This window comes from Agrobacterium sp. MCAB5 (assembly GCF_052114365.1).
GTDB lineage: Bacteria > Pseudomonadota > Alphaproteobacteria > Rhizobiales > Rhizobiaceae > Agrobacterium > Agrobacterium tumefaciens.
On record NZ_JBFREP010000002.1, the window covers coordinates 194,572 to 218,421 of the forward strand.

The 23,850-nt window shown below is 60.0% G+C and carries 20 protein-coding genes; 10 read left to right on the forward strand and 10 right to left on the reverse strand.

Annotated features, from left to right (window positions below; all coding sequences use genetic code 11):
- Positions 1 to 25 precede the first annotated feature (25 nt).
- Complete coding sequence (locus tag AB4Z23_RS05635; RefSeq protein WP_065687800.1) at positions 26 to 1,633, reverse strand: ABC transporter substrate-binding protein; 1,608 nt, start codon at positions 1,631 to 1,633, stop codon at positions 26 to 28.
- 269 nt (positions 1,634 to 1,902) lie between these two features.
- Here AB4Z23_RS05635 and AB4Z23_RS05640 point away from each other — a divergent pair, with 269 nt between their 5' ends.
- The 7 genes from AB4Z23_RS05640 (at position 1,903) to AB4Z23_RS05670 (ending at position 9,166) form a co-directional block, all read left to right on the forward strand.
- On the forward strand, positions 1,903 to 2,892 hold the full coding sequence (locus tag AB4Z23_RS05640; protein WP_065687801.1) for an ABC transporter permease: 990 nt from the start codon (positions 1,903 to 1,905) through the stop codon (positions 2,890 to 2,892).
- Positions 2,889 to 3,884: an ABC transporter permease gene (locus tag AB4Z23_RS05645; protein WP_003511114.1), complete on the forward strand. Its 996-nt coding sequence runs from the start codon at positions 2,889 to 2,891 to the stop codon at positions 3,882 to 3,884. Before AB4Z23_RS05640 ends, AB4Z23_RS05645 begins: the two co-directional genes overlap by 4 nt.
- Complete coding sequence (locus tag AB4Z23_RS05650) at positions 3,881 to 4,879, forward strand: ABC transporter ATP-binding protein (RefSeq protein WP_003511115.1); 999 nt, start codon at positions 3,881 to 3,883, stop codon at positions 4,877 to 4,879. Before AB4Z23_RS05645 ends, AB4Z23_RS05650 begins: the two co-directional genes overlap by 4 nt.
- A complete protein-coding gene (locus tag AB4Z23_RS05655; RefSeq protein WP_065687802.1) occupies positions 4,857 to 5,792 on the forward strand; it encodes an ABC transporter ATP-binding protein in 936 nt (311 codons plus the stop codon). The genes AB4Z23_RS05650 and AB4Z23_RS05655 overlap by 23 nt, the downstream gene beginning before the upstream one ends.
- Positions 5,793 to 5,810: 18 nt before the next feature.
- Positions 5,811 to 6,866, forward strand: coding sequence for an aldo/keto reductase (locus AB4Z23_RS05660; RefSeq protein WP_003511118.1), 1,056 nt, complete (start codon positions 5,811 to 5,813; stop codon positions 6,864 to 6,866).
- Between the two features lie 70 nt (positions 6,867 to 6,936).
- Positions 6,937 to 8,175, forward strand: coding sequence for an acyl-CoA dehydrogenase family protein (locus tag AB4Z23_RS05665; RefSeq protein WP_065687803.1), 1,239 nt, complete (start codon positions 6,937 to 6,939; stop codon positions 8,173 to 8,175).
- Positions 8,176 to 8,194: 19 nt separating this feature from the next.
- Positions 8,195 to 9,166 (forward strand): LysR substrate-binding domain-containing protein, encoded by a 972-nt coding sequence (locus AB4Z23_RS05670; protein ID WP_065687804.1) that lies wholly within the window; start codon positions 8,195 to 8,197, stop codon positions 9,164 to 9,166.
- A gap of 16 nt (positions 9,167 to 9,182) precedes the next feature.
- Here AB4Z23_RS05670 and AB4Z23_RS05675 read toward each other — a convergent pair whose 3' ends face one another.
- The 8 genes from AB4Z23_RS05675 to AB4Z23_RS05710 form a co-directional block, all read right to left on the reverse strand.
- The gene (locus tag AB4Z23_RS05675; RefSeq protein ID WP_113291585.1) at positions 9,183 to 10,535 is read right to left on the reverse strand and encodes an LLM class flavin-dependent oxidoreductase; all 1,353 of its coding nucleotides are present in this window, start codon (positions 10,533 to 10,535) and stop codon (positions 9,183 to 9,185) included.
- A 55-nt stretch (positions 10,536 to 10,590) separates the two neighbouring features.
- Positions 10,591 to 12,186 carry an ABC transporter substrate-binding protein gene (locus AB4Z23_RS05680; RefSeq protein ID WP_111788629.1) on the reverse strand — a complete coding sequence of 532 codons (1,596 nt, stop codon included), beginning with the start codon at positions 12,184 to 12,186 and terminating at the stop codon, positions 10,591 to 10,593.
- Positions 12,187 to 12,227: 41 nt separating this feature from the next.
- Positions 12,228 to 12,566 (reverse strand): DUF3088 domain-containing protein, encoded by a 339-nt coding sequence (locus tag AB4Z23_RS05685; protein ID WP_026330699.1) that lies wholly within the window; start codon positions 12,564 to 12,566, stop codon positions 12,228 to 12,230.
- A gap of 296 nt (positions 12,567 to 12,862) precedes the next feature.
- Entirely contained in the window at positions 12,863 to 14,452 is a 1,590-nt protein-coding gene (locus AB4Z23_RS05690) for an ABC transporter substrate-binding protein (RefSeq protein ID WP_065687807.1), read from the reverse strand.
- A gap of 34 nt (positions 14,453 to 14,486) precedes the next feature.
- Positions 14,487 to 15,686 carry a M20 aminoacylase family protein gene (locus AB4Z23_RS05695; RefSeq protein ID WP_019564768.1) on the reverse strand — a complete coding sequence of 400 codons (1,200 nt, stop codon included), beginning with the start codon at positions 15,684 to 15,686 and terminating at the stop codon, positions 14,487 to 14,489.
- 93 nt (positions 15,687 to 15,779) lie between these two features.
- Complete coding sequence (locus tag AB4Z23_RS05700) at positions 15,780 to 16,949, reverse strand: LLM class flavin-dependent oxidoreductase (RefSeq protein WP_065687808.1); 1,170 nt, start codon at positions 16,947 to 16,949, stop codon at positions 15,780 to 15,782.
- A complete protein-coding gene (locus tag AB4Z23_RS05705) occupies positions 16,940 to 17,836 on the reverse strand; it encodes an NmrA family NAD(P)-binding protein (protein ID WP_065687809.1) in 897 nt (298 codons plus the stop codon). The genes AB4Z23_RS05700 and AB4Z23_RS05705 overlap by 10 nt, the downstream gene beginning before the upstream one ends.
- A gap of 7 nt (positions 17,837 to 17,843) precedes the next feature.
- Positions 17,844 to 18,899 carry an ABC transporter substrate-binding protein gene (locus AB4Z23_RS05710; protein ID WP_065687810.1) on the reverse strand — a complete coding sequence of 352 codons (1,056 nt, stop codon included), beginning with the start codon at positions 18,897 to 18,899 and terminating at the stop codon, positions 17,844 to 17,846.
- Between the two features lie 359 nt (positions 18,900 to 19,258).
- Here AB4Z23_RS05710 and AB4Z23_RS05715 point away from each other — a divergent pair, with 359 nt between their 5' ends.
- Positions 19,259 to 20,566, forward strand: coding sequence for an NtaA/DmoA family FMN-dependent monooxygenase (locus tag AB4Z23_RS05715; protein ID WP_065687811.1), 1,308 nt, complete (start codon positions 19,259 to 19,261; stop codon positions 20,564 to 20,566).
- A 61-nt stretch (positions 20,567 to 20,627) separates the two neighbouring features.
- On the opposite strand, the gene AB4Z23_RS05720 is transcribed toward AB4Z23_RS05715, so the two are convergent.
- Entirely contained in the window at positions 20,628 to 21,656 is a 1,029-nt protein-coding gene (locus AB4Z23_RS05720; RefSeq protein ID WP_065688006.1) for an LLM class flavin-dependent oxidoreductase, read from the reverse strand.
- A gap of 385 nt (positions 21,657 to 22,041) precedes the next feature.
- Here AB4Z23_RS05720 and AB4Z23_RS05725 point away from each other — a divergent pair, with 385 nt between their 5' ends.
- Positions 22,042 to 23,190, forward strand: coding sequence for a mandelate racemase family protein (locus AB4Z23_RS05725; protein ID WP_065687812.1), 1,149 nt, complete (start codon positions 22,042 to 22,044; stop codon positions 23,188 to 23,190).
- Positions 23,191 to 23,194: 4 nt separating this feature from the next.
- Positions 23,195 to 23,824 (forward strand): SGNH/GDSL hydrolase family protein, encoded by a 630-nt coding sequence (locus AB4Z23_RS05730; protein ID WP_065687813.1) that lies wholly within the window; start codon positions 23,195 to 23,197, stop codon positions 23,822 to 23,824.
- Positions 23,825 to 23,850 lie beyond the last annotated feature (26 nt).

Genomic DNA, 23,850 nt, shown 5'->3' on the forward strand with positions numbered 1-23,850 from the left:
CGGCGGGCAGGGGCTGGCGAGACGATCAGGATGCCGCGATATGCGCGAAGGCCAGGCTGCCCGCGACGCCTTCGGCACCGATCGTGTGATCGGCAATGCGCTTGTTGAAGATGGTGATTTCAGGTGCCGCAACGATGTCGATGGCAGGAACGTCATCGACGAGGATCTGCTGTATTTCCTTCCATTGCGCGACGCGCTTGTCCGGATCGATCTCGACAGCGGCAGCTTCCAGCAGCGCATCCACCTTGGGGTTGCTGTAGGCGGCGCCATTTGAGAAGGGCACGCCCTTCTTGAAGTTTTTCGACCAGTATAGCCGCTGCACACCGACGGTCGGGTCGAAGAGATTGCTCATGCCCTCATAGGCAAAATCGAAATCGCGATCCGTGTAGATGCGCTTGGTATAGGTGGCGAAATCCTGCGTCCGCACCGTCACATCCACACCGACCTTCGCCAGCGCCTGGCGAATATAGTCCGCGCCACGCGGATAGGCCTCGGTGCTCGGCACATAGTCCAGATTGAGCTTGAAACGGATGCCATCCGCACCGCGCTTGTATCCCGCCTCGTCCAGCAGCGCTTCGGCCGCCTTCAGATCGATCGGATAGGTCTTCAGATCGTCCACGAACCATTTCGTCAGCTTCGGATTGATCGGTCCGGTAATCGTCGCACCATAGCCATAATTGACCGTGTTGAAAATGACGTTACGGTCAATGACATGCGCGAAGGCGCGGCGGACGCGGACATCCTTGAACACGTCCTTCTCGAGGTTGAACTCCACGCGGCTGATCGAATTGGTATATTGATAGCCATTGGTCTCGAAGCCGAGGCTCGGTAGTTCCTTCAGGCGGTCGAGATCGCTATAGGCGACCGGGGTGCTCGGAGCGAGATCGATTTCACCGGTTTCGATGGCAATCGCCCGGGCCGAAGCATCAGGAATGAAGCGAACAATCAGCTTGTCGAGATAGGGGCGCGGCGCATCCCAGTAATCGGCATTGCGCTCAAAAACGATATGGCTGCCCCGCACCCACTCCTTGAACTTGAACGGGCCGGTGCCAACAGGCGCGAGATTGATGGGATTTTCGGTAACTTTCGTGCCTTCATAAAGATGCTTGGGCACGATAGGCGTTTCAGCAGCGGCAAGCGCTGTTATCAGATACGGCGCAGGCTTGGAAAGAACCAGCACGGCCGTCAGATCATCCGGGGTCTCGACACTGGTGAGGTTCAGGAAGGTATTGCGCCCGCGCGGATGCACTTCCTTGATGGTGTTGATGGAGAACGCCACATCGGCAGATGTGAAAGGCTTGCCGTCATGCCATTTTACACCGGGTCTCAGATTGAAGGTGTAACGCAGGCCATCGCCGCTGACATCCCATGATTTGGCCAGCAGCGGCTTGGGATTGAGGTCGAAATCATAGGTCAGCAGCCCTTCCGTGACCTTGGGCGATATGTAGACGGAATTATAGGCCGTGTGCGCGATCGTCGTCAGAACCGGCGGCTCCGATGAGATGAGCAAAGTGGCCGTTCCGCCGCTTGCCGGCTCTGCTGCGTTGAGCTTCAGCCCCGGCAACGACACCACGCCAAGCGCCACCGACGCCAGCAGAAATCCGCGGCGCGTCGTCTGGTTGAAAACAGTCATGCGATACCTCTCCTTAATTGAACCGGCGAAAAACCGGCAAAACTGAACGGCCGCGCTTGGGAAGAAGTTTGTTCCGCAGACGAGAGTGAGATTGGCATGAAGCACCAACCATTCTCATAAATAGGAATTATCTTTTCTTTATGGCGCATTTTTCCGTAAATTTCAGAAAATAATTCTATTACTCTTTGACAAATTCCATAAAATTAGTCAACTAATACCAACGCCTTTACGGGCCGATTTCATGTTTTCAAGCGAATGGACTGGAGCCGATGTCGAATTCGAAACGGATTTTATCGCAGGCAAGGCGGGTGGCCATTCAGGCCGTCCCGACGGTTCTCGGTATCGTCATCCTGAACTTCTTCCTGCTGCAGCTGGCGCCTGGTGATGCGGCTGACGTGCTGGCCGCGGAAGCGGGTTCGGCGACCGTCGAGACCATGGCCGAAATTCGCTCACGCTTCGGGCTCGACCTGCCGGTCGTCCATCAGCTCATGAACTATCTCGGCAATCTGGCCCAGTTCAGCCTCGGCTTTTCACCCCGCTACGGCATGCCGGTCGCCGATCTTATCGGCCAGCGATTGCCCGGCACGCTGGCGCTGATGGGAGCAGCACTTGGCATTGCGATTTTCGTCGGCGTTTTCCTCGGCTCCATCATGGCGCTCTTTTCCGGCAAGCTGCCGGACCGGATCATTTCGATTGGCTCGCTAATCTTTTATTCCGTGCCGGGCTTCTGGATCGGCCTGATGCTTATCCTCACCTTCTCGGTCAAGCTCGGCTGGCTTCCGTCTGGCGGCGACAGCACCATCGGCAGCAGCCTCACCGGCCTCGACGCCCTTCTGGACAGGCTGCGCTATATCGTTCTCCCCGCCCTTTCGCTGGCGCTTTATTTTCTGGCGATTTATGCCCGCCTCACGCGCGCGGCGATGCTGGAAGTCAAATCCCAGGACTATGTGCGCACGGCACGGGCAAAAGGCGTTTCACCCTTCCGGCTCACCACACGCCATATTCTGCGCAACGCGCTCATCCCGATCACCACCATGGCCGGCATGCATATTGGCGGCCTGCTGGGCGGTGCGGTCGTGGTCGAGACCGTCTTCAGCTGGCCAGGCCTTGGCCGTCTTGCTTTCGAGGCCGTCATGGCCCGCGATTTCAGCGTGCTGCTCGGCATTCTGCTTCTGTCTTCCCTTGTCGTCATCATTGTCAATGCCGCCGTGGACCTGTTGCAGGCATGGCTCGACCCCCGCATCGGAGAAAGCCGATGAATTCCTCCCAGACATCAGCAGTTCTCGACGCGGCCGAACTCAGTGCCGAAGAGAGCAATCCCAAACCTAAAAAACCTGAAGAAAAAGTCTGGCCCTATATCCATGCGCCGGACGCGCTTTCAGCCCGCTCCGTCTCCGTGCCGCGGCGCGGCTTGCGGCGGGAACTGAAGATTTTCCTGACCAATCCCAACGCTATCGTTGGGCTGCTGTTCCTTGCCACCGTCCTCATCGCCGCTGTCACGGCCCCGCTGATCTATCCGGGCGATCCGCTGGAAATGGTGGCCCGCCCCTTCCTCTGGCCCGGCCAGAATCCAGCCTATCCGCTCGGCACCGATTCCATGGGGCGTGATGTGCTGGCGGGCATTGTGCACGGCGCACGCATCTCGCTCACCGTCGGTGTCGTTGCCACCCTGATCGGGCTGACGATCGGCATAACAATTGGTGCTTTCGCCGGTTATTTCGGTGGCGTCATCGACGATATTCTCGTGAAGATCATCGAAATCTTCCAGACATTGCCGAACTTCGTGCTGCTGGTGGTGCTCGTCGCCATCGCCCAGCCTTCGGTCACCACGGTAACCTCGGCAATCGGCATCATTACCTGGCCACTTGTTGCGCGCCTGACCCGCGCCGAATTCCGCGCCATCCGCGAGAAGGACTATGTGCTTGCCGCACGAAGCCTCGGTTATGGCCATGCGCGTATCGTGTTTCAGGAAATTCTGCCCAACGCCCTGCCGCCGATCATCGTCACCTCCTCCGTCATGGTGGCGGGTGCGATCCTCATGGAAGCAGCCCTTTCCTTCATGGGACTTGGCGACCCCAACCGTGTTTCCTGGGGTTCGATGATCGGGTCGGGACGCGACGTCATTCGCACCGCCTGGTATCTGACCGCCCTTCCCGGCCTCGCCATCGTCTTCACCGTCATTTCGCTGAACCTCATCAGCGACGGTCTCAACGATGCGCTAAACCCCCGTTTTTCGGAGGAACGCCGATGAGCAAACTTATCGAAGTCCACGATCTCTCCGTCAGCTTCGGCTCAGCCCAACCGGTCAAGGGCGTCAGCTTCGATGTGGAGTCCGGCGAAATGCTGGCAATCGTCGGCGAAAGCGGCTCGGGAAAATCGCTGACTGCGCTCGGCCTGATCGGCCTGTTGCCGTCGCATGCAAAAACCGGCGGGCGTGTTCTGCTCGAAGGCCGCGATCTCCTGCCGCTTTCCGAGCGGCAATGGCGCGGCATTCGCGGCCGCGATATCGGCATGATCTTTCAGGAACCGATGACATCGCTGAACCCCGTCCTGACGGTGGGCGAACAGATCGTCGAGGTGCTGCGCATCCATGAAAGGATCGACAGGCACCAGGCGCGCAAACGCGCCATCGAGCTTCTGGACCTCGTCAATATTCCCGACGCTCAGCGCCGCGTGGACGATTATCCGCACCAGCTTTCCGGCGGCATGCGCCAGCGCGTCATGATCGCCATCGGCGTTGCCTGCAATCCCAAACTGCTGATCGCCGACGAGGCGACGACCGCGCTCGACGTGACGATACAGGCGCAGATCCTGCAGCTGCTCGACAATCTGCGCCGCGATCTCAACATGGCCGTCATCCTCATCACCCACGATCTTGGCATTGTGGCGCAATGGGCCGATCGGGTCATGGTCATGTATGCCGGCCGCAAGGTGGAAGAAGGATTGCCTGAACCGGTTTTCTCCAATCCTTACCACCCCTATACGCGCGGCCTGCTGGCTGCCTCTCCGCGCGCTGAAGACGGCCAGCATTATCGCGACGGGCCACTCATCGAAATTCCGGGTTCAATCGTTTCCGCTACGGGCGAGCGCGGCTGCGCCTTCCGGCCACGCTGTCCGAGCGCCCGCGGTTTCTGCGGGCAGTTCGTACCGCCGCTGAGGCTCGTCTCGGAAGGCCGCTACGCCGCCTGCCCCTTCGTATCCCCCACATCCCAAGAGGTATCCGATGACGCTCTTGTCAGTGCATAGTCTTTCCACCCACTATTCGGGAGGACGCGGAACAGTCCGCGCCGTCGACGATGTGTCGCTCGACATCGAGGCGGGCGAGACCGTGGCGCTGGTGGGTGAATCAGGCTGCGGCAAATCCTCGCTCGGCAAGTCGCTGATGCGGCTGGTGGAGCCCACTTCCGGCAGGATCACCTTCAAGGGCGCCGATGTCACGGCGATGTCGTCGTCGCAGCTGCGCGGCATCCGCCGCCGCATCCAGATGATCTTTCAGGACCCATTCGCGTCGCTCAATCCACGCCAGACGGTGCGAACCATCCTTACCGGGCCGTTGAAGGTGCACGGCATTGGCGACAGGGAGCAACAGCGGGAGATCGTCGAGGCGATCGTCGCGCAGGTGGGTCTGCCGCCTGATGCACTCGACCGCTATCCGCACGAGTTTTCCGGCGGCCAGCGCCAGCGCATCGGCATTGCCCGGGCGCTCGTTCTCGAGCCGGAACTGGTCGTCTGCGACGAGCCTGTCTCGGCGCTCGATCTTTCCATCCAGGCGCAGATCCTCAACCTTCTGGTGGAGATGAAGAAACGGCTTTCGTTGTCCTATCTCTTCGTATCCCACGACCTTTCGGTCGTACGCTATTTTTCCGATCGCGTTCTGGTCATGTATCTCGGCAAGATCGTGGAAAGCGCGCCGACCGCGGAGCTTTGGGCCTCGCCGAAACACCCCTATACCCGTGCGCTTCTCGCAGCCGTTCCCGATCCCGCGCGCCGCAAGCAGGCAGCGCCCATTTCCGGCGACCTGCCGAGCCCCCACAACCCGCCATCCGGCTGCCGGTTTCACACCCGCTGCCCGCTCGCCACCGATCTCTGTCGCGAAAAAGCGCCGGATTACACCCTTTTCGGCAAGAACCACGCCGTGGCTTGCCACCATGCCCAATAAACTGAAGGAGCAACCATAATGGTCGACTATCGCTATCTCGGACGCAGCGCGCTGAAAGTTTCACCGCTGAGCCTCGGCACGATGATGTTCGGAGGCCCGACGCCGGATGACGTGGCCTTCCGCATCATCGACAAGGCACGCGAGCAGGGCATCAACTTCATCGACACTGCCGATGTCTATCACGACGGCAAGTCGGAAGAAGTCGTTGGTCGCGGTATCAAGGCCAGTCGCGATCACTGGGTTCTGGCAACGAAATTCGTCAATTCCCACACCAAGGGTCCGAACCTTGGCGGCCATTCGCGCAAATGGGTGATCGAGACCGTCGAGAATTCGCTTCGCCGTCTCAACACCGACTACATCGATATCCTCTATTTCCACCGCGCCGTCTTCGACGCGCCGCTGGAAGAGCCGGTACGCGCCATTGCCGATCTCATCCGTGCGGGCAAGCTGCGCTATTTCGGCGTTTCCAACTTCCGGGGCTGGCGCATCGCCGAAATTTCGCATCTGGCCGATCAGCTCGGCATCGACCGGCCTATCGCCAGCCAGCCGCTCTACAACATCGTCAACCGCACAGCCGAAGCCGAGCAGCTGCCCGCGGCACATAATTACGGGCTGGGCGTCGTTTCCTATTCGCCGCTGGCACGTGGCGTGCTGACCGGGAAATATCAGCCGGGTGAGCAGCCGGGCGCAGATACCCGTGTCGGCCGTGGCGACAAGCGGGTTCTGGAAACCGAATGGCGCCCCGAGTCGGTCGAAATCGCCCAGAAGGTTGCGGCGCACGCCGCATCAAAGGGTGTTTCGGCAGCGGATTTTGCGCTCGCCTGGGTGCTGAACAACAAGTTCGTCACCGCCGCGATCACCGGCCCGCGTACTGAAGACCATTGGGACGGTTACGTCCGCGCCCTCGATGTGAAGATCGATGCGGAAGACGAGGCGCTGGTCGACAGCCTTGTGACGACAGGCCATCCCTCGACACCCGGCTTCAACGATCCGAGCCATCCCGTCGAAGGCCGCGTGCCGCGCAATATCGAACCGGCTCCCCGCCCGGTCGTCAAGCCGCGCGCGGTCGCCTGATCGTCCAGAAGAAAATGCCTGCGGCGCGACCGTGCCGCAGGTCATCACATCCGCTCAGGGAAAATCCGCAATGTCCAATCCTAAAATACAGACCGCAACCACCGATAATTCCGGCGTGCCGAGCCGAGACGACATTCTGGCCCGCACCAGGGACATTGCGGCTGTTGCCGCCAAGGATGCCGCTCGCCGTGAGCGTCAGCGGGAACTTCCCTTCGAAATCTTCGGCCTGATCAAAGAAGCCAGGATCGGCACGCTGCGCATCCCCGAGGCCAAGGGTGGGCCGGGAGGCTCGATTGCGGACTATATAGAAGTGCTGATGATCCTCGGGGAAGCCGACAGCAATATTCCGCACGCACTCCGCAGCCATTTCAATTTCACCGAAAACCTCGCTCTCACACCGATCGAGCTCGAGGATCGGCGGCACCTGGAAAATGTCCTCACCGGCAAGCTCTTTGCGGGCGCCAGCACGGAACAGGGCACCAAACGCCCCGGCGAAATCACCACGCGCCTCAGCGCCGATGGCGACCGTTATCGTCTGAACGGCCGCAAATGGTATGCGACCGGCACCGCCTTCGCAGATTTCGGCACCTTTAGCGCTGTCGGCGACGACGAACAGCCGATCGGCGTCCTCATTCCGCTTGATCGGCCCGGGATCACCATTCTCGACGACTGGGACAGCATGGGCCAGCGCATGACGGCAAGCGGCGGCGTTTTGCTTGAAAATGTCGAGGTTCTCCCGCATGAACTGACGACCCGCAAGCTCGGCAGCCAGATCGGGCGCCACAGCTCGGCCATGCGACAGTTGCATCTCGCTGCCTCTGCCGCCGGTGCCGTTCAGGGTGCACTCAACGATGGCATCGACTATGTTCTGCGCCAGGCGCGCACCACGCTCCACAGCAGCGCCGAAACCGCCAATCAGGACCCCTTTGTGCAGAAGATGCTCGGAGAGATCAGCGCCGGTGCCTTCGCCGTCAAGACGCTGATCCGCGAGGCGGCAAGAACGCTCGACAGGACCGCCGCCGCCTTTTCCAGCGGCGACGAAGAGGCGATAGAAGCGGCTTTGCTGGAAGGTTCTCTCGCCACCGCCCGTACCCAGATCATCGCATCGCAGCTTTCGCTGACGGTCGCCACCAACCTTTACGAACTGGGCGGCGGATCGGCGACGTCCAGCGAGCGGAATTTCGACCGCCACTGGCGCAACATCCGCACGGTCTACAACCACAATCCGCTTGCCCACAAGGCGCGTGTCATCGGCGACTACTATCTCAACGGCACCACGACGCACCTTAGGGAAGGCCGTGTATTCTAGCCATGAAGGGAAAACGGCCATGAGAACGGAATTCATCCCTCCTTCGGTCGCAAGAGCGGCTTTCCGGTTGCCGACGCTTTCCCGGCTGCCGCCGCTGACGGCCCTGCGCGCATTTGTCGTGGCCGCGCGTCACGCCAGCTTCTCGCGGGCGGCGGAAGAACTGCATGTCTCGACTGCCGCAATCGGCCAGCAGGTGCGCATTCTCGAAACCCATCTCGGGCAAACACTCTTCAGCCGCCAGCGCGGCGAACTGGTGCTGACCGAGGCCGGCAGCACGCTTTACCCCGGCCTTGCGGACGCTTTCGAGACGATGATTGGCAGCCTTTCCGATCTCATGGCCTCCGGCGGCCGGCGGCAGATGAAGGTTCTGGCGGAAGGCTGTTTTGCGGCCCGATGGCTGGCGCCGCGGTTGGGAACCATCGTTCCAGCCCTTGGAGACGTAGATATCTCGATTGAATCTCTCGAGGGCGATACCATCGACCTCACCCATTTCGATGCCGATTGCGCGATCGTAGCGACCCACGGACAAATCCCCGGTTTCATCCACGAACCGCTTTTTACCGACACCGTCAGTGCCGTCTGCACTCCGGATTTTGCGACCCGCTACCAGCTTGGTGGTGAACCCGAGCGGCTTCGGGATATCTCTTTTGCGATGTTGCGCGGCAACGGCACCGATGCTGCCTTCGAATGGGCAAACTGGCTGCGCGCCTGCCGCATTCCGCTTCGGCTTTCCGCAGCAGGACCGCGCTTTTCGCGTCAGACCGCGCTGATAGAGGCACTCTTGTCCAGCCACGGCATCGGCCTTGCGCGCCACTCGCTCATTTCCGAAGAGCTTCGAACCGGCCGTCTGATCGCACCTTTCGGTGTGCCTCAGCCGACCGCCAGCCGGTATCATCTTCTGACCAGTCCTGACAGGCGGCGGCTGCCGGAAATCGCATCTCTACTCGCCTTGTTGCGCGAGGATACACGCTCTCTCGAAGCCGCCGCCTGAACACGCCCGTCCCACATCAGGCGCGTTCCCTTTGCAACTCCCTGGTCGTATGGATGTTTTCCGGCCGGGGCAGGCCGTAATGATCACGCAGCGTGTCGCCCTCGTAATCCTCGCGGAACAGCCCGCGCTGTTTGAGGATCGGCACGACCTCGTCGACGAAAATATCGAACCCGCCATTCAGCCATGGCGGCATGATGTTGAAGCCGTCGGCAGCACCTTCACGGAACCAGGTCTCTATCCAGTCTGCCACCTGTTCCGGCGTTCCCGAAATCACCTTGTGCCCGCGCCCGCCGGCAAGCCGGTGCAGCAATTGCCGGATCGTCGGATTTTCCCGGTCGATGACATCGAGAACCAATTGATGCCGGCTGCTGTCCGCCTGCGCGCGCGTCGCTTCCACCGCCTCCTTCGGCAACGGCTGATCGAGATCGGCCGATGAGAGATCAATGCCTGTAATGCGCTGCAACTGCCCAAGCGAAAAGGCCGGCTGGATGAGATCGTTGAAACTCGCCTCGAGCTTTCGCGCCTCCTCTTCGGTGGAGGCGATGAAGGGGCTGATCCCCGGCAGGATTTTCACATGGGCGGGATTGCGCCCCGTGGCCGCCACGCGCCTCTTTATGTCGGAATAAAAAGACCGCGCACTCTCCAGAGTTTGATGCGCGGTAAAGATTGCCTCGGCATACCGGGCAGCAAAGCCACGGCCGTCCTCCGAAGAGCCGGCCTGCACATAGACCGGCCTGCCCTGCGGCGAGCGTGGCAGGTTGAGCGCGCCCCGCACCCGGTAGAACTCGCCCTCGTGACTGGCGGGATGGATGCGGTCGGTATCGGCGAAAAGACCGCTCTCCTTGTCGGCGACGATGGCATCGTCTTCCCAGCTGTCCCAGAGCTTCGTCACCACATCGACGAACTCAGTCGCCTGCCGGTAACGGTCGGCATGCGGCGGATGCTGCTGGAGATTGAAGTTTCCGGCAGCCGCATCGGCCGAGGTCGTCACGATGTTCCAGCCCACCCGGCCGCCGCTGATATGATCGACCGAGGCGAACAGCCGCGCGAGATTGTAGGGCTCGTAATAGGTAGTGGAGGCCGTCGCAATGAAGCCGATCTTTTCGGTGACGGCCGCCAAGGCCGCCAGCATGGTGATCGGTTCCAGCCGGTGCCGGGCGGCATAGCGGATATTGGCGTCCAGCACCGGCGCATCGGCAAAGAAAATGGCATCCAGCTTTGCCGCCTCGGCCTTGAGGGCGATATCCTGGTAGAGCCTTATATCCGTGACGCGCAGTGGCTCCGACTCGGGGTGGCGCCAGGCTGCTTCATGGTGCCCACCCGGATAGATGAACGCATTGAGGACCAGCTTCTCGGATTTTCTGCTCATGGCGATGAACCCTTTTCAACTTTGACGCGGCTTTAAACGAGAGGTGAGGATGCGCTTACGCCTCCTTCGTCACCCAGGCTTTGGCGAGATTGCCGCTGAGCCCCTCCGCCCCTGTCGCGTAATCCTTGATGCGGACGCTGCCGACGACCGGCTGGATTGGCGAAACGAGATTGATGACGGGAAGATCCTTGGCGACGACGGCCTGAAACTCCTTGAAGAAGGCTGCGCGCTTTTCGATATCCGGCTCCACCGCGGCCGCTTCCAGCAGCCGGTCCACTTCCGGATTGGCGTAGTGGCTGGCATTTGAGAATGGCAGGCCGATCTTGAAGTTCTTGCTCCAGTAGACACGCTGCACGCCAGCCGTCGGATCGAAGGTATTGGAGAGGGATTCGACTGAAAGGTCCCAGGCGCGATCGGTATAAACGACCTTCACATAGGTGCCGAAATCGAATTTCTGGATATCCGCCTCGATGCCGATCTTGGAGAGCGCCTGCGCTATGAAATCCGAATAGGTCTGCGGGTTGAACGGGTTGGTGGTGACCCTGAGCTTGAAGCGCTTGCCGCCATCCTTGCGCGGAAAGCCCGCCTCATCCAGCAGCTTTTCCGCCAGCGCGACGTCGAATTTCGCAAAACCGATATCCGGATTGTGGAACTTCGCAAGGCCGGGGCTGATCGGCGTGGGCGATGGCACGGCGTAACCGTAAAGCACGGTATCGATCAGCGCCGGAACGTCGATCGCGTGGGCAATGGCCTGCCTCACCTTCAATTCCTTGAGATATTCGTTCTCAAGGTTGATGACGAGCTGGTTCTGCTGGCCGGCATAGGCGTAGATGCGGTCATCCACCTTCAGCGTCGGGATGGATTTCAGCCGTTCCAGATCGGCAAGCGCCACCGGGTTCGGGCCAATGTCGCCCTCTCCGGTTTCCAGCGCCGCCGCGCGAGCGCCCGCATCATTGATGAGGCGAATGATGACGCGGTCGAGATAAGGACCTGACGCGTCCCAGTAGTCGGCATTCTTTTCCAGAAGAATATGGCTGCCCGGCACCCATTCCTTCAGGACGAAGGGGCCGCTGCCGATGATCTGGGCGGGTTTTGGATTGTCAGTCGGCTTGAAGGTCTCGAAGATGTGCTTTGGCACAACAGGCGATTCCGACGAGGCGAGCGCGGTTATCAATCCCGGCGCCGGCTTGGAAAGCTTCACCTTCGCGACCAGCGGATCGGAAGTATCGACGCTTTCAACATGCGAGAAAGTCGCCCGCCCGCGCGGATGGGCTTCCTTCAGCCGCAGGATCGAGAACTCCACATCCGCCGATGTCACCGGCTTGCCGTCATGGAACTTCGCATTCGGCTGCAGATGAAAGACATATTCCAGCCCGTCGGCGGAAACGCTCCATTCTTTGGCAAGGCTCGGCTTAGGCGAAAGTTCGTAATCGTACGTCAAAAGCCCGTCATAAATCTTCGAGCCAATGAACTGCGGACCGCCCGCGCTGGTATTGATTGCCACGAGCTGCGTCGGCTCGGGAAAATAGACGATCTTGAGCGTACCGCCCGAAACGGGCTCTTCAGCAGCAGCGAAAGAACCGCCGGGAAGCGCCACGAAAGCGCCAGCGGCGAGTGCAATTTTATGAAACTGGCGTCTGGAAAAGGTCATGTCTATCTCCGATAAAAATCCGATGTGCGGGGTGCGGCATCTCAGTGCAGTTGCGGGAACCCGTGACGCTCGGCGAGGATTTGCAAAATGCGTTTCGTGTCCTGAATGAAGTGCGTGTCGCCTTTGGTCGTCGCATCGGCTGGTGCATCGCCGGTAAAGACGAACAGCGGCAACGACTGGTTTTCCTCACCCACGACGGCGATGACCGCTTCGCGCGGACGCTGAAAACCGACCCGGTGGATATCGATCCCGGCGGCAAGGTCCGGAAAGGCGGCAAGCAGGCCTTCGATCTGGTTACAATGCGGGCAGACGAACCGGACACCGGGGTGCTTGGGGTCTTCAAAACCGGGGGCGATCAAAAAAAGCGTATCCTTGGCCATGGCATCCATCGTGTGCGGGTGAGATTTCATGGACACAGTGCAGGCAGAGAAATCAGAGGTCCAGAAAGCTATTCTTCCCGCAAAACGAAGAATTCCTTCGCCCTAAATTATTGAAGAAATTGATTTTTTTAGAGTTCCGATAATTGGCATCACCGTTCCTGCCGGCCTGTTCCAAAGGCAACGTTTTTCCCGAAAACGCCGTTATCCCGCGATAGTGAAAAAAGGCCGGAGGGCCGTTTTCAGCAATAAAAAACCCGGCAAAATTGCCGGGTTTTTTATTGCCATATGCAAAACGCTCACTCGTTCTTCCAGGCCGTCGACAGATCGCCATAGGCAATGTCGATGGTGGTGACGAGAGACTGCAGGCTGGTGTTGCGCAGAATGACGGTCGGCAGGGCGACGATAGAGAAATTCGGCAATTCGTCACCGGTGATTTTCTGGATATCGTGGAACTGCCCCGCCCGTTTCGTTTCATCCACTTCAATCGCAGCGGCGCGGAAAAGATCATCCACCCTGGGATTGTTGTAGTGGGCGGCATTGACGTATGGCGCGGGTTTCTTGATGCCATCGGACCAGTAGAGCCGCTGCACGCCCGCTGTCGGATCAAACAACCGGCTGATGCCGTTCACCGTCAGGTCAAAACCGCGCTCCGTATAGACGCGCTTGATGAAGGTCGCGAGATCGCCTTCGACGATATCCACCTTCACGCCGAGCTTGCCGAAGGACGAGCGTAGATATTCGGAGGTTTTGCGGAAAACGTCGGAGGGCAGGAAGGCCAGCCGCAGCGAAAAACGCGTGCCATCCGCACCCCTCGGATACCCCGCCTTGTCCAGCAGCTCATTCGCTTTGGCCAGATCGAAGGGATAGGTAAAGGGCTTCTCGTCATTATAGGCGGTGAATACCGCTGGAATGTTCGAACCGGCGGGTTTCGCCGTGCCGAAAAAGATCGCGTCGTTGATGAAATTGCGGTCGATGGCATGTGCCAGCGCGTGCCGCACCTCCTTTTTCGCGAGGATCGGGTTCTCCAGATTGAACTCGAATATGGCGGCGTTATTGAGATAGGAGTCGGTATAGACCTCCACCGAAAGCTTGGGATTCTGCCGCAAACGCTCCAGATCGCTGTAGGAGACATCGGCGGTATAATCCGCCTCGCCCGTTTCCACCGAGATGGTGGTGGAGGCCGCGTCAGCGACGAACCTCGCCACGAAGCCATCTAGATAGGGAAGATCGGCCTGCCAGTAGTTCGGGTTTTTCCTGAGCTTCACATAGCTGCCGCGTTTCCATTCCTCAAACACAAAGGGGCCAGTACCAACGGGCGCGTTGCCATTCGGGCTTTCATTGTAGTTTTCCGAAGCATAGGCATGGGCCGGCAAAATGGGCGTTTCGCCACCGGTCAGCGCCCGCAGAAGATAAGGCGCAGGTTTGGAAAGCACCACCACCGCCGTCAGCGGATCGGGCGTTTCGATATCGGCAACATTGGCGAAAGTGATACGGCCGCGTGGGCCCACCTTCTTGAAGGCAAGCAGGGAAAATTTCACATCCTGTGCAGTGAAATCCTTGCCATCATGCCATTTGACGCCCTTGCGCAGCTTGAAGGTGTAGCGCAGCCCGTCGGCGGAGGTTTCCCAGCTTTCTGCGAGAACCGGATGCGGCTTGAACTCGCTGTCGAAGCGCACCAATCCTTCCAGGATTTTGGTGGAAATCGCGCGCGTGCGCGTATTGGAATCGGAAAGCGGCACAAGCGTCGTCGGCTCACCGAGGCCCGCAAGGGTAACAATGCCGCCCTTTTTCGGCGTCTCCGCCGCCAGCACCGGCGCGGATGGCAGCAGCATGGCCGCACCTAGCGCAGCACTCAAAAGCAATGTCTTACGTCTTGTAATATCCATGGATGTTTCCTCTTGCAGGCTTGTTTTCAAATTTTCAGGCAGGCTTCAGCCGGGTTTCGACCAGCCGGGCAAACAAGGTGGCGCCGACCGGCAGGATGGCATCGTCGACAATGAAACCGGGATTATGGGCCGGCACGGTGCCGGAATGACCGAGGGTGAAAAACGCACCGGGCGCATGTTTCAGGAGGTCGGCGAAATCCTCGCTGCCCATGAAGCGGCTGGGCTCGGTGGAAACGCGCTCGTCTCCGAGAACTTCGCGCGCCACCCCGGCCACAATCTCCACCGACGCGTCGTCATTGGTCAGAACCGAGAATATGTCGCGAATATCCACCTCGGCGGTGAGCCCATAAGCGGCGGCAATGTGATCGGAAATCGTGCGGATTCGGCCCCTTATGGTCTCGCGCACGCTGTCGGAGAAGGCCCGCACCGTGCCTGCAATCGAGGCCGTTTCGGGGATGACGTTATAGGCAGATCCCGCCTCGATGCGGGTGATCGACAAGACGGCCGGATCGGTCGGCGGCACATTGCGGCTGACGATGGTCTGCAAGGCCTGGATGAGTTCACCCGTCGCCGGCACCGGATCACGCGAGACATCCGGGTGAGCCGCATGCGCGCCCCTGCCCTTCAGCCGGATATCGAAGAAATCGGCGCCTGCCAGAATGGTGCCGGGCGAAACCTTCAGATGGTTGGGTGCTGCATGGGAGGAATTGTGCAGCCCGTAAATTTCATCAACGGGGAAATCCTTGAACAACCCATCGGCGATCATGGCGCGCGCGCCACCCAGTCCTTCTTCGGCGGGCTGAAAAATGAAAATCACCGTGCCGGCGAAATCACGGGTTTCCGCCAGATAACGGGCGGTGCCAAGCAATATGGTGGTGTGCACATCATGCCCGCAGCCGTGGAACTTACCGGGATAGACCGATGCATAAGGCAGCCCTGTTTCTTCCGGCATCGGCAGGGCATCCATATCCGCCCTCAACCCGATTGAACGGTTGCCAGCATGACGGCCACGCAGCACGCCGACCACGCCGGTCTTGCCATAACCGCGATGCACCTCGATGCCCCAGGAGGTGAGCTTCTCGGCGACGATGCCGGAGGTGCGCACCTCTTCGAAACCGATTTCAGGATGCTGGTGCAGATCGTGGCGGATGGAGACGAGTTCGGGAACATAGGTCCCGATCCGGTCTATGACTTTCGGCGCGGGCGTTTTGACGGGATCGACGGCAATATTCACGGTATCTCCTCAGGGCAAAAAAGATCGTTCTCGCAATCTCTGTGATTGCGAAGTGCTAAGCTTCAGAACTGGAAATCTGAGGCCGGAGAGGCGTCAGAGCCTCAGGCCAGCCTCCTTCATCAAGGGCAGAATGCGCTCAGCGAAATATTCGAGATCTTCGCGGAAATCGTAGAAATTCAGCTGCACGCCATCGATGCCAGCCTTTTTCAAGCCGACAAGCTGCTCGACCACCTGCTCCGGCGAGCCGATGATTTCGATATTGCCGCCGAGATTGCGCCCCTGCTTGTGGCGCGCATCGCCGCGACCCCGCCAGGCATGGGCGTCGCTGTCGTAATTGTTGGTCGCAAAGGCACGGGTGCCGGGCTGCGGTTTTCCCGCCTCGATGGCGTCGGCATAGGCGATCGCTTGCCTCTCCGTATCGCGGCTGACGATGATCGGATTGATGAGCGTCTTCACCTGACGGCCATAGGCCTTGGCGCGGTTCTTGATGGTGGCGATATGATCGGGAAGCGTTTCCAGCGCGCTGTCGATATGCGCGCCGCCGGGCGAGGTAACGAAAACCAGATCGGAATGGCGGGCGGCGAAATCGATACCGGCCGGCGAGCCGGTCGCCGTCACCAGCGGCGGGCGGCCAAAGGCGGGCTTCGGCGTTATCCAGCCGTTGTTGATGGCCCAGGGGTTAAGCTTGCCCTCGTAGGAGAAGTTTTCGGTTTCTCCCCACAGGCGATGCAGCACATCGAACAACTCGTCCGCCATGTCGTAGCGCTTGTCATGGTCGATCCGCTGCCAGCCGAACATTTCATGCTCTATGGCGCGATGGCCGGTGACGATGTTGATGCCCCATCGTCCCCTGGCGATATGATCCAGCGTTGCGCCATATTTGGCGAGATGAAGCGGATGCAGGGGACCGTAAAGCACATGAATGGTGGAGATCAGAAGAATGCTCTTGGTGACCGCCGCCATGGCGCCCAGCGCAATGAAACTGTCGAGCGAGGATTCGCCGTCATAACCGCCCTTGGGCAGCCATTGCGTGCGGCTGAAGGCGATTTCGAAACCAAGCTCCTCCGCGCGCTTCACCAGTTCCGCATTGTAGTCGAAGGTCCAGCTATTGCTGGTTGGCAGGCTGGAGAAGTTGATGTCCTGCAGATTGAGGAACAGCCCCAGCATCAGTGGCTGCTTCACCGCGCGGCTGAGCGGGCTGTCTTCGAAATCAGTGGGGCTTTTCAGTTCGGGACCTTCAGGCAGTGAAACAGTCAGCGCCATGTCTTTTCTCCCTCGGAATGATTACCCTGCGGGGTGGTCGCTGCCAGCCGGGCGCGCAAATAGGCCTCCACGCTGCGGGGCTGACGACCGGTAATCCGTTCGATGTTGTCGTTGACGGGGGCCGCGAGGCCCTCGCGGATAAGTTGGCCGAATTCACCAATCGCCTTCTGTTCGAAAGCTCCGATATGCGGTGGAAAAACCGAAGCGGAATGATGCGATATCCCCACGGGGCGATGCAGGATACGGGCCGCGATGCGGGCGATTTCCAGTGCCGTCAAGGCTTCACCGCCGGTTAGCACCAAGGTGCCGGAAACAGACGTGCTCGCAGTCAAGGCGTGAACCGCCACATCGGCTATATCGTCGGCATCAATGAAGGAAACTGCCGCATCGCCGAAACGGGCGGGCACATCCTCCCCCTGGCGTAGTGCTGCGACGACGGGTTCCAGCGCCACCTGCATCCAGGCATTCGGCCGCAGCACCGTATGCGCAATGCCGCTCCCGGCTAGATGTTTTTCGACCTCGGCATGGGCGGCACCCGAGATGGAGCGTGCGGCATTGGCGATGGTCCAGTCGGAACCGGATATTTTCACGATCCGCGATACGCTGGCGGAGAGAGCGGCATCGATGACCGCTTTCTGGTCCGCCGCCAGCGTTTCACCGATTGGGGAAAGCAGGAACACCGTGTCTGTTGCGCGTGAGGCCTCTTTCAGGCTGGCCGGATCGGAGAAATTCCCCTCCGAAATATCCACCCTGTCGCCCCAAAGCTTGAGCGCGTCCTCACCCCGGCGGGTCAGCACCCTAACCTTCGCCTCTTTCTGCAAAAGGCGGCTGACGACGCGTTGGCCGAGCTTGCCGGTTGCACCCGTTACAAGAATGGTTGCTGTCATGACGCCCTCACTTCGCCGCAGCCTGTTGCAGTAAAGAAAGCGCGCGCGGATCGGCCCAGTCGTTCACATCGAAATCGTCAGGGATGAATTTCCATTCCAGCAGGAAATCCTTGAAGTGGCTGAGCGCATCCAGCTCCGCCGGATCGAGATCGAGCCTCAGGTTACGGTACACATCCGCCCCGTTGGCGGCGATAACCGCTTCCTCGCTGACACCGATCTCGCGGGCGATGAAACGCACCGCTTCCGCCGGATTGGCGTTCGCCCAGCCGGCAACCCGCTGTACCGTGGCCACGAGGTCGGCGACGAGATCGGGCCTTTCATCGGCAAAGGTGGCATCTACAGTCAAAGGACGTGGCGTGCCGTTATTGATGCGGATTTTCGGATCGGGGTGAAACCCGGTCGACACGACGACGTGCGCGCCAATGAGATTGGCGACGGTGACGCCCTCCGCTCCTTTGACAAAAAACGCATCGATCTTTCCGCGATGCAATGCCGCGATCTCCTCCCCATAGGGCAGCCGTCGGCGCAGGCCATGGAACCTGTCGTCAGCCGGTCCGAGCAGCACCGGCTCGGTTGCGGTGAGATCGACCAGCTCGACCTCCGCCACGGAAAGGCCGGAAACGGTCAGTGCCGACACGATGCCCTTGAGCGATGTGGCGCGCTGGAAGTCGATGGTTTCGTTCGGTCGTTTCGGCAGCCCGATGCGCCGGCCCTTCAGTTCGCCGCCCTTTGTTATACCACTGGCTGGCAGCGCTATGACCGCCTGAAACTCGTCGGTCCTGGTCAAACCGACAAGACGCGTCTGGCGTCCGCCGGATTTTGCCCAGATAGGCGGAATATTACCGCCCTGACGGAATGACCAGTCCAGACGGTGATCGAAATGGCTTTGGCGAATGGCCGGATCCGCCGCATCGCGAATGGAAGAAACAGTAATGCCGTGGCCGGCGAAACTCTCCTCGATCCAGCCAAGCTGCGCCGCGATGGAAAGCGGCGTTGGCGCCGGGCAGCGCGTGTACCAGACGGTTTCAGGGTGGGTTATCTGGCGAAGGGCCGCATCAGCCATGGCGTTCGTCCTCTCAATTGCGATCTCTACGACACGCTACACGCCATAAAATATTTTCTATAGATAAAGTGTACTATTTGAGAGGCCATTGAGGAAATTCGTTTCCATATCATCATGGCTTCGTACTTCCGGTAAAATATCCTTTCGGAAACGGCGTCATTCGCAAGCGATACTTCGGCGAAGAGCGGCACGCGATGTGAGCCTTTCCTTGGGAGCGTCGGCCATGGCTGGGAAGTTTTTCTTCTCCTGACAGCAAGGATTTTTAACTCGCGACCGGAACCCCGGCTGTTACGCTTCCCCGCAATTGTGTCGGAACCGCAAGCCGGCAATCCAACAGACCTGAAAGAAAAAGTGGCAGCATGAGCACGAACAAACGCCGGCTCAATCTCAATGTCGGCATCAATACCACCGGATACCTCGCCAATGCCTGGAAATACAGGAGCGGAGACCGGCACGATATCAACGATATCGGCTATTACCGGCGACTGACGGAACTGGCTCACAAAGGCCGGTTCGACGCCGTTTTCCTTTCGGATCACCCGGCATTGCTGACCGACCCGACAAGCCGGCCGTTTCACACCATCGATCCGCTCATCCTTTCCACATCGCTTGCCGCACAGGTGCCGGACATCGGATTCGTGGCGACGGTGTCCTCCACCTATAACTCGCCCTATAATTTTGCGAGACGAACGCAATCCATCGATATCGTCACGGGCGGTCGGTTGATCGTCAACATCGTCTCCTCCTTCAATCCGAACGTCGCCGCCAATTTCGGCAACGACCCGCTGCCGCCGCGCAATGAGCGATATGCCAAGGCCACGGAATTTCTCGATGTCGCGAAAAAGCTCTGGTCGAGCTGGGATCCGCGCCGCGAAGGCGAGATACCGGAAGACCGCTTCTGGGATGCGGCGACGGCCGAGACCATCGATCACGAGGGGCAATATTTTCATGTCAAAGGCCCGCTCAACGTCCCTCGTGGACCGCAGGGGCACCCCGTCATCGCCCAGGCGGGCGCTTCCGAGGGCGGCATCGATCTGGCGGCACGTCATGGCGAGATCATCTATTGCAACATATTGTCCCGTCCCGCCGGCCAGGCCTTTGGCAAAAAGGTCCGTGACCGCGCAGTGTCTTTCGGCCGCGATCCCTCCCGCATCCGCATCGTTCCCGGCCTCGTCGTCATTCTCGGCGAGACGCGCGAGGAAGCGCTGCGCAAACACGAACTCTACAGCGGAACCGGCTCGGAAGACGGTCTTCTGGCACGCTTCGCCAAGGAAAACGGTATCGATCCCCGCGATTTCGATCCCGATGCGAAACTGGATGGCGAGCGCTTCATTCCCGACCAGAACCGACAATGGGCTGTCGGCATGGGGCTTGGCCTTTCCGAACTGCTGACCCATGAAAAGCTCACCGCCCGCGAGGCCGTGCGGCGCTCGGAGGGGCATCACCGGCTGCTGCTCGGCACAGCAGAAGAGGTGGCGGACGGCATCATCGATCTCTGGCAGGACGGAACGGTTGACGGCTACACATTGCAGCCGCCCCGTGCCCCTGACGATATCGCCGAATTCGTCGAACAAGTCGTGCCGGTGCTGCAAGACCGCGGCGTTTATCCGCGCGAATACGAAGGCACGACCATACGCGAGAGATACGACCTGCCTCAACCGGACTGACGCTGTTCGCCTCGTTCGCCATTCCCACGCTCGGCGAAGGAATGGCGACGTTGTGAACGCACTATTGAGCTGTTGCCACTTTCAAAACCGGCCTTTCGCCGGAAAGCTGCGGCAGCACAGAGGCGAAATCCGTCACGATCTGGCGATAATCTTCCGGCTGGAATTCATAGGGAAGTTCGAGGCGGAATTCCGAGACAAACGGCAGAACGGGGTCGCGCGACAGCTTCTCCAGAATTTCATCCGTCGTCCCGACAATATCAGGCAGAAAAAGCGTGCGGCGCGCACCATGCGGCGTATGCGTGCGCTTGTCGCGCTCGGCCGCAAACTCCGCATAACGGCGGCGTGTCGCCGGGCTGGCACTGTCCGTCGGTAAAATCACGCGGCCAAGGGCGACGCGCGGCTGGCGCTCATGCGCCCATTCCTGCCGGAACCGGGCAACGAGGGCCGCCTGCGCCGTCAGAAAATCATCGGTATTTTCACCGCTGACGATATTGCCGGTCAGCAGATTGAATCCCGCCTTCCCCGCCCAGCGAGCGGAATTCTGCGATCCGCCGCCATACCACAGCCGGTCGGTCAACCCCTTGGCGAAGGGCCGAAGGCGCGGCACCTGCGCGCCCGCTGCATTGCCCGCCTCCGTTTCGCTGGACAGCGGTTCTGATCTCAAGGCCCTGGTGAGCTTCTCGGCGCGGGCATGGCTGTAATCCGCATCGGGCGCCGTATCGACATAATCCGAAATCAGATGGGCGAAGGGCGGCGCGCCGACAGAGACGCCGACATTCAACCGTCCGTGTGACAGCACATCCACGGTGGCGAGATCTTCCGCCAGCCTGAAAGGGTTTTCATAACCCAGTTGAATGACGGCGGTGCCGAGGCCAATCCGCTTGGTGCGCTGCGACGCCGCCGCGAGAAAGGTGGCGGCCGAGGACACACCGCGTTCCAGATGACGCTGGCGGACCCAGGCGCTATCATAACCCAGCGCCTCGCCGGCTTCGAAAAGCTGCAGAGTTTCCTCCAGCCCCTGCGCAGGATCATCATCGTGATAGTTGCCGGGAACCAGAAAAGCAAAATGCGAGATATGGGAAATAGGCATGGTGTGCATCCGGGAATGTTTGTTGAGGCATGATGAAGCTCAGACAGCGCAGGTGCGGCCATCATCCTGTACCGCGCATACCCAAGCAGAATGCACGATGACCGGCATCGCTGGCGCGGCATGGTCTTTTATAGTCCCGGCGATTTTTGAAAGATCGTTGCGCGATTCAGTAGTCTACTAAAATTATAGATTAATCCTCAAGGAGCGGTCGCTTTGTCCCCTCTCCATCCTTTTAAATACGCCGACGTATCGAGCGCCGCGCGAATGCCCTTGATTTTCCTCCACAACATGTAATACAGATTATCATACATGTTGACAAATAATGCATACATGTATGACATTGCAGCCACCACGAACGCTGCGATACCTGCATGAGGGAGGAATTATGATCATCACCGACGTCGAGGTCCGTGTTTTCCGCACGACGACCCGTCGGCACTCGGACAGTGCCGGTCACGCACATCCGGGTCCGGCGCATCAGGTGGAACAGGCCATGCTGACCATCCGCACGGAAGACGGGCAAGAAGGCCATTCCTTCACAGCGCCGGAAATCGTTCGCCCGCATGTCATCGAAAAATTCGTCAAGAAGGTGCTGATCGGCGAGGATCATCGCGACCGGGAACGCCTTTGGCAGGACCTTGCTCACTGGCAACGCGGCTCGGCGGCGCAGCTGACTGACCGCACGCTGGCGGTGGTGGACTGCGCGCTCTGGGACCTTGCCGGCCGCAGCCTCGGACAACCTGTATACAAGTTGATCGGCGGTTATCGCGACAAGGTGCTCGCCTATGGCTCGATCATGTGCGGGGACGAGCTGGAAGGCGGCCTAGCAACGCCTGAAGACTATGGCCGGTTTGCCGAAACGCTGGTGAAGCGCGGTTACAAGGGCATCAAGCTTCACACCTGGATGCCGCCCGTCAGCTGGGCGCCGGATGTGAAGATGGACCTCAAGGCCTGCGCGGCCGTGCGCGAAGCGGTCGGGCCCGATATCCGCCTGATGATCGACGCCTTTCACTGGTATTCCCGCATCGATGCGCTGGCATTGGGACGTGGCCTTGAAAAGCTCGGCTTCGACTGGATCGAAGAGCCGATGGATGAGCAGTCGCTCTCCTCCTACAAGTGGCTCGCCGACAATCTCGATATTCCCGTCGTCGGCCCGGAAAGTGCAGCTGGCAAGCACTGGCACCGCGCAGAATGGATCAAGGCCGGCGCCTGCGATATTCTTCGCACCGGCGTCAACGATGTCGGCGGCATCACGCCGGCGCTCAAGACCATGCACCTGGCCGAAGCCTTCGGTATGGAATGCGAGGTGCATGGCAATACGGCCATGAACCTGCATGTGGTCGCCGCCACCAAGAATTGCCGCTGGTACGAGCGTGGCCTCCTGCATCCCTTCCTCGAATATGATGACGGCCACGACTATCTGAAGTCTTTGTCCGACCCGATGGACCGCGATGGGTTCGTTCACGTTCCCGACCGGCCGGGCCTTGGCGAGGATATCGATTTCGATTTCATCGACAACAACCGGGTGAGATAAGGCTATGAAAACCGTGCTCGCCTTTGGAGACAGCCTCACCTGGGGCGCAGACCCGGCAACGGGTCTCCGCCACCGGCCTGAGCATCGCTGGCCGGAGGTGCTGGAGGCCGAGCTTTCCGGAATGGCGAAGGTTCATGCCGAAGGACTTGGCGGGCGCACCACCTGTTATGACGACCATGCCGGCCCGGCCTGCCGCAATGGCGCGCGAGCTCTTGAAGTCGCGCTTTCGTGCCACATGCCGCTTGATCTCGTCATCGTCATGCTGGGCACCAACGACATCAAGCCGGTGCATGGCGGTCGCGCGGAAGCCGCCGTTTCGGGCATGCGGCGGCTGGCGCAAATCGTCGAGACCTTCATCTACAAGCCGCGAGATGCAGTGCCTAAGCTTCTTATCGTCGCGCCACCGCCCTGCGTCGCAGGCCCCGCTGGAGAACCGGCGGGCGGCCGCGATATCGGACAATCACTACGGCTTGCGCCGCTCTATCACAAACTCGCCGCCGAACTTGGGCATCACTTCTTTGATGCCGGATCGGTCGCCAGCGCCTCGCCAGTGGATGGCGTGCATCTGGAAGCGCCGGCAACGGCCGCAATCGGCCGGGCGCTCGCCGCTCCGGTCAGAGACATTCTTGGCTGATCACACGAAGCCTGTGGAGGAACAGG

Excerpts from the sequence above, each read along its gene's own strand:
- AB4Z23_RS05720 (WP_065688006.1), bottom strand. The coding sequence starts at position 21,656 with ATGCCTATTTCCCATATCTCGCATTTTGCTTTTCTGGTTCCCGGCAAC.
- AB4Z23_RS05700 (WP_065687808.1), bottom strand. The coding sequence starts at position 16,949 with ATGGCGCTGACTGTTTCACTGCCTGAAGGTCCCGAACTGAAAAGCCCC.
- AB4Z23_RS05655 (WP_065687802.1), top strand. The coding sequence starts at position 4,857 with ATGACGCTCTTGTCAGTGCATAGTCTTTCCACCCACTATTCGGGAGGA.
- AB4Z23_RS05725 (WP_065687812.1), top strand. The coding sequence starts at position 22,042 with ATGATCATCACCGACGTCGAGGTCCGTGTTTTCCGCACGACGACCCGT.
- AB4Z23_RS05730 (WP_065687813.1), top strand. The coding sequence starts at position 23,195 with ATGAAAACCGTGCTCGCCTTTGGAGACAGCCTCACCTGGGGCGCAGAC.
- AB4Z23_RS05690 (WP_065687807.1), bottom strand. The coding sequence starts at position 14,452 with ATGGATATTACAAGACGTAAGACATTGCTTTTGAGTGCTGCGCTAGGT.
- AB4Z23_RS05650 (WP_003511115.1), top strand. The coding sequence starts at position 3,881 with ATGAGCAAACTTATCGAAGTCCACGATCTCTCCGTCAGCTTCGGCTCA.
- AB4Z23_RS05680 (WP_111788629.1), bottom strand. The coding sequence starts at position 12,186 with ATGACCTTTTCCAGACGCCAGTTTCATAAAATTGCACTCGCCGCTGGC.
- AB4Z23_RS05640 (WP_065687801.1), top strand. The coding sequence starts at position 1,903 with ATGTCGAATTCGAAACGGATTTTATCGCAGGCAAGGCGGGTGGCCATT.
- AB4Z23_RS05635 (WP_065687800.1), bottom strand. The coding sequence starts at position 1,633 with ATGACTGTTTTCAACCAGACGACGCGCCGCGGATTTCTGCTGGCGTCG.
- AB4Z23_RS05715 (WP_065687811.1), top strand. The coding sequence starts at position 19,259 with ATGAGCACGAACAAACGCCGGCTCAATCTCAATGTCGGCATCAATACC.
- AB4Z23_RS05660 (WP_003511118.1), top strand. The coding sequence starts at position 5,811 with ATGGTCGACTATCGCTATCTCGGACGCAGCGCGCTGAAAGTTTCACCG.
- AB4Z23_RS05705 (WP_065687809.1), bottom strand. The coding sequence starts at position 17,836 with ATGACAGCAACCATTCTTGTAACGGGTGCAACCGGCAAGCTCGGCCAA.
- AB4Z23_RS05710 (WP_065687810.1), bottom strand. The coding sequence starts at position 18,899 with ATGGCTGATGCGGCCCTTCGCCAGATAACCCACCCTGAAACCGTCTGG.
- AB4Z23_RS05665 (WP_065687803.1), top strand. The coding sequence starts at position 6,937 with ATGTCCAATCCTAAAATACAGACCGCAACCACCGATAATTCCGGCGTG.
- AB4Z23_RS05675 (WP_113291585.1), bottom strand. The coding sequence starts at position 10,535 with ATGAGCAGAAAATCCGAGAAGCTGGTCCTCAATGCGTTCATCTATCCG.
- AB4Z23_RS05645 (WP_003511114.1), top strand. The coding sequence starts at position 2,889 with ATGAATTCCTCCCAGACATCAGCAGTTCTCGACGCGGCCGAACTCAGT.
- AB4Z23_RS05685 (WP_026330699.1), bottom strand. The coding sequence starts at position 12,566 with ATGGCCAAGGATACGCTTTTTTTGATCGCCCCCGGTTTTGAAGACCCC.
- AB4Z23_RS05670 (WP_065687804.1), top strand. The coding sequence starts at position 8,195 with ATGAGAACGGAATTCATCCCTCCTTCGGTCGCAAGAGCGGCTTTCCGG.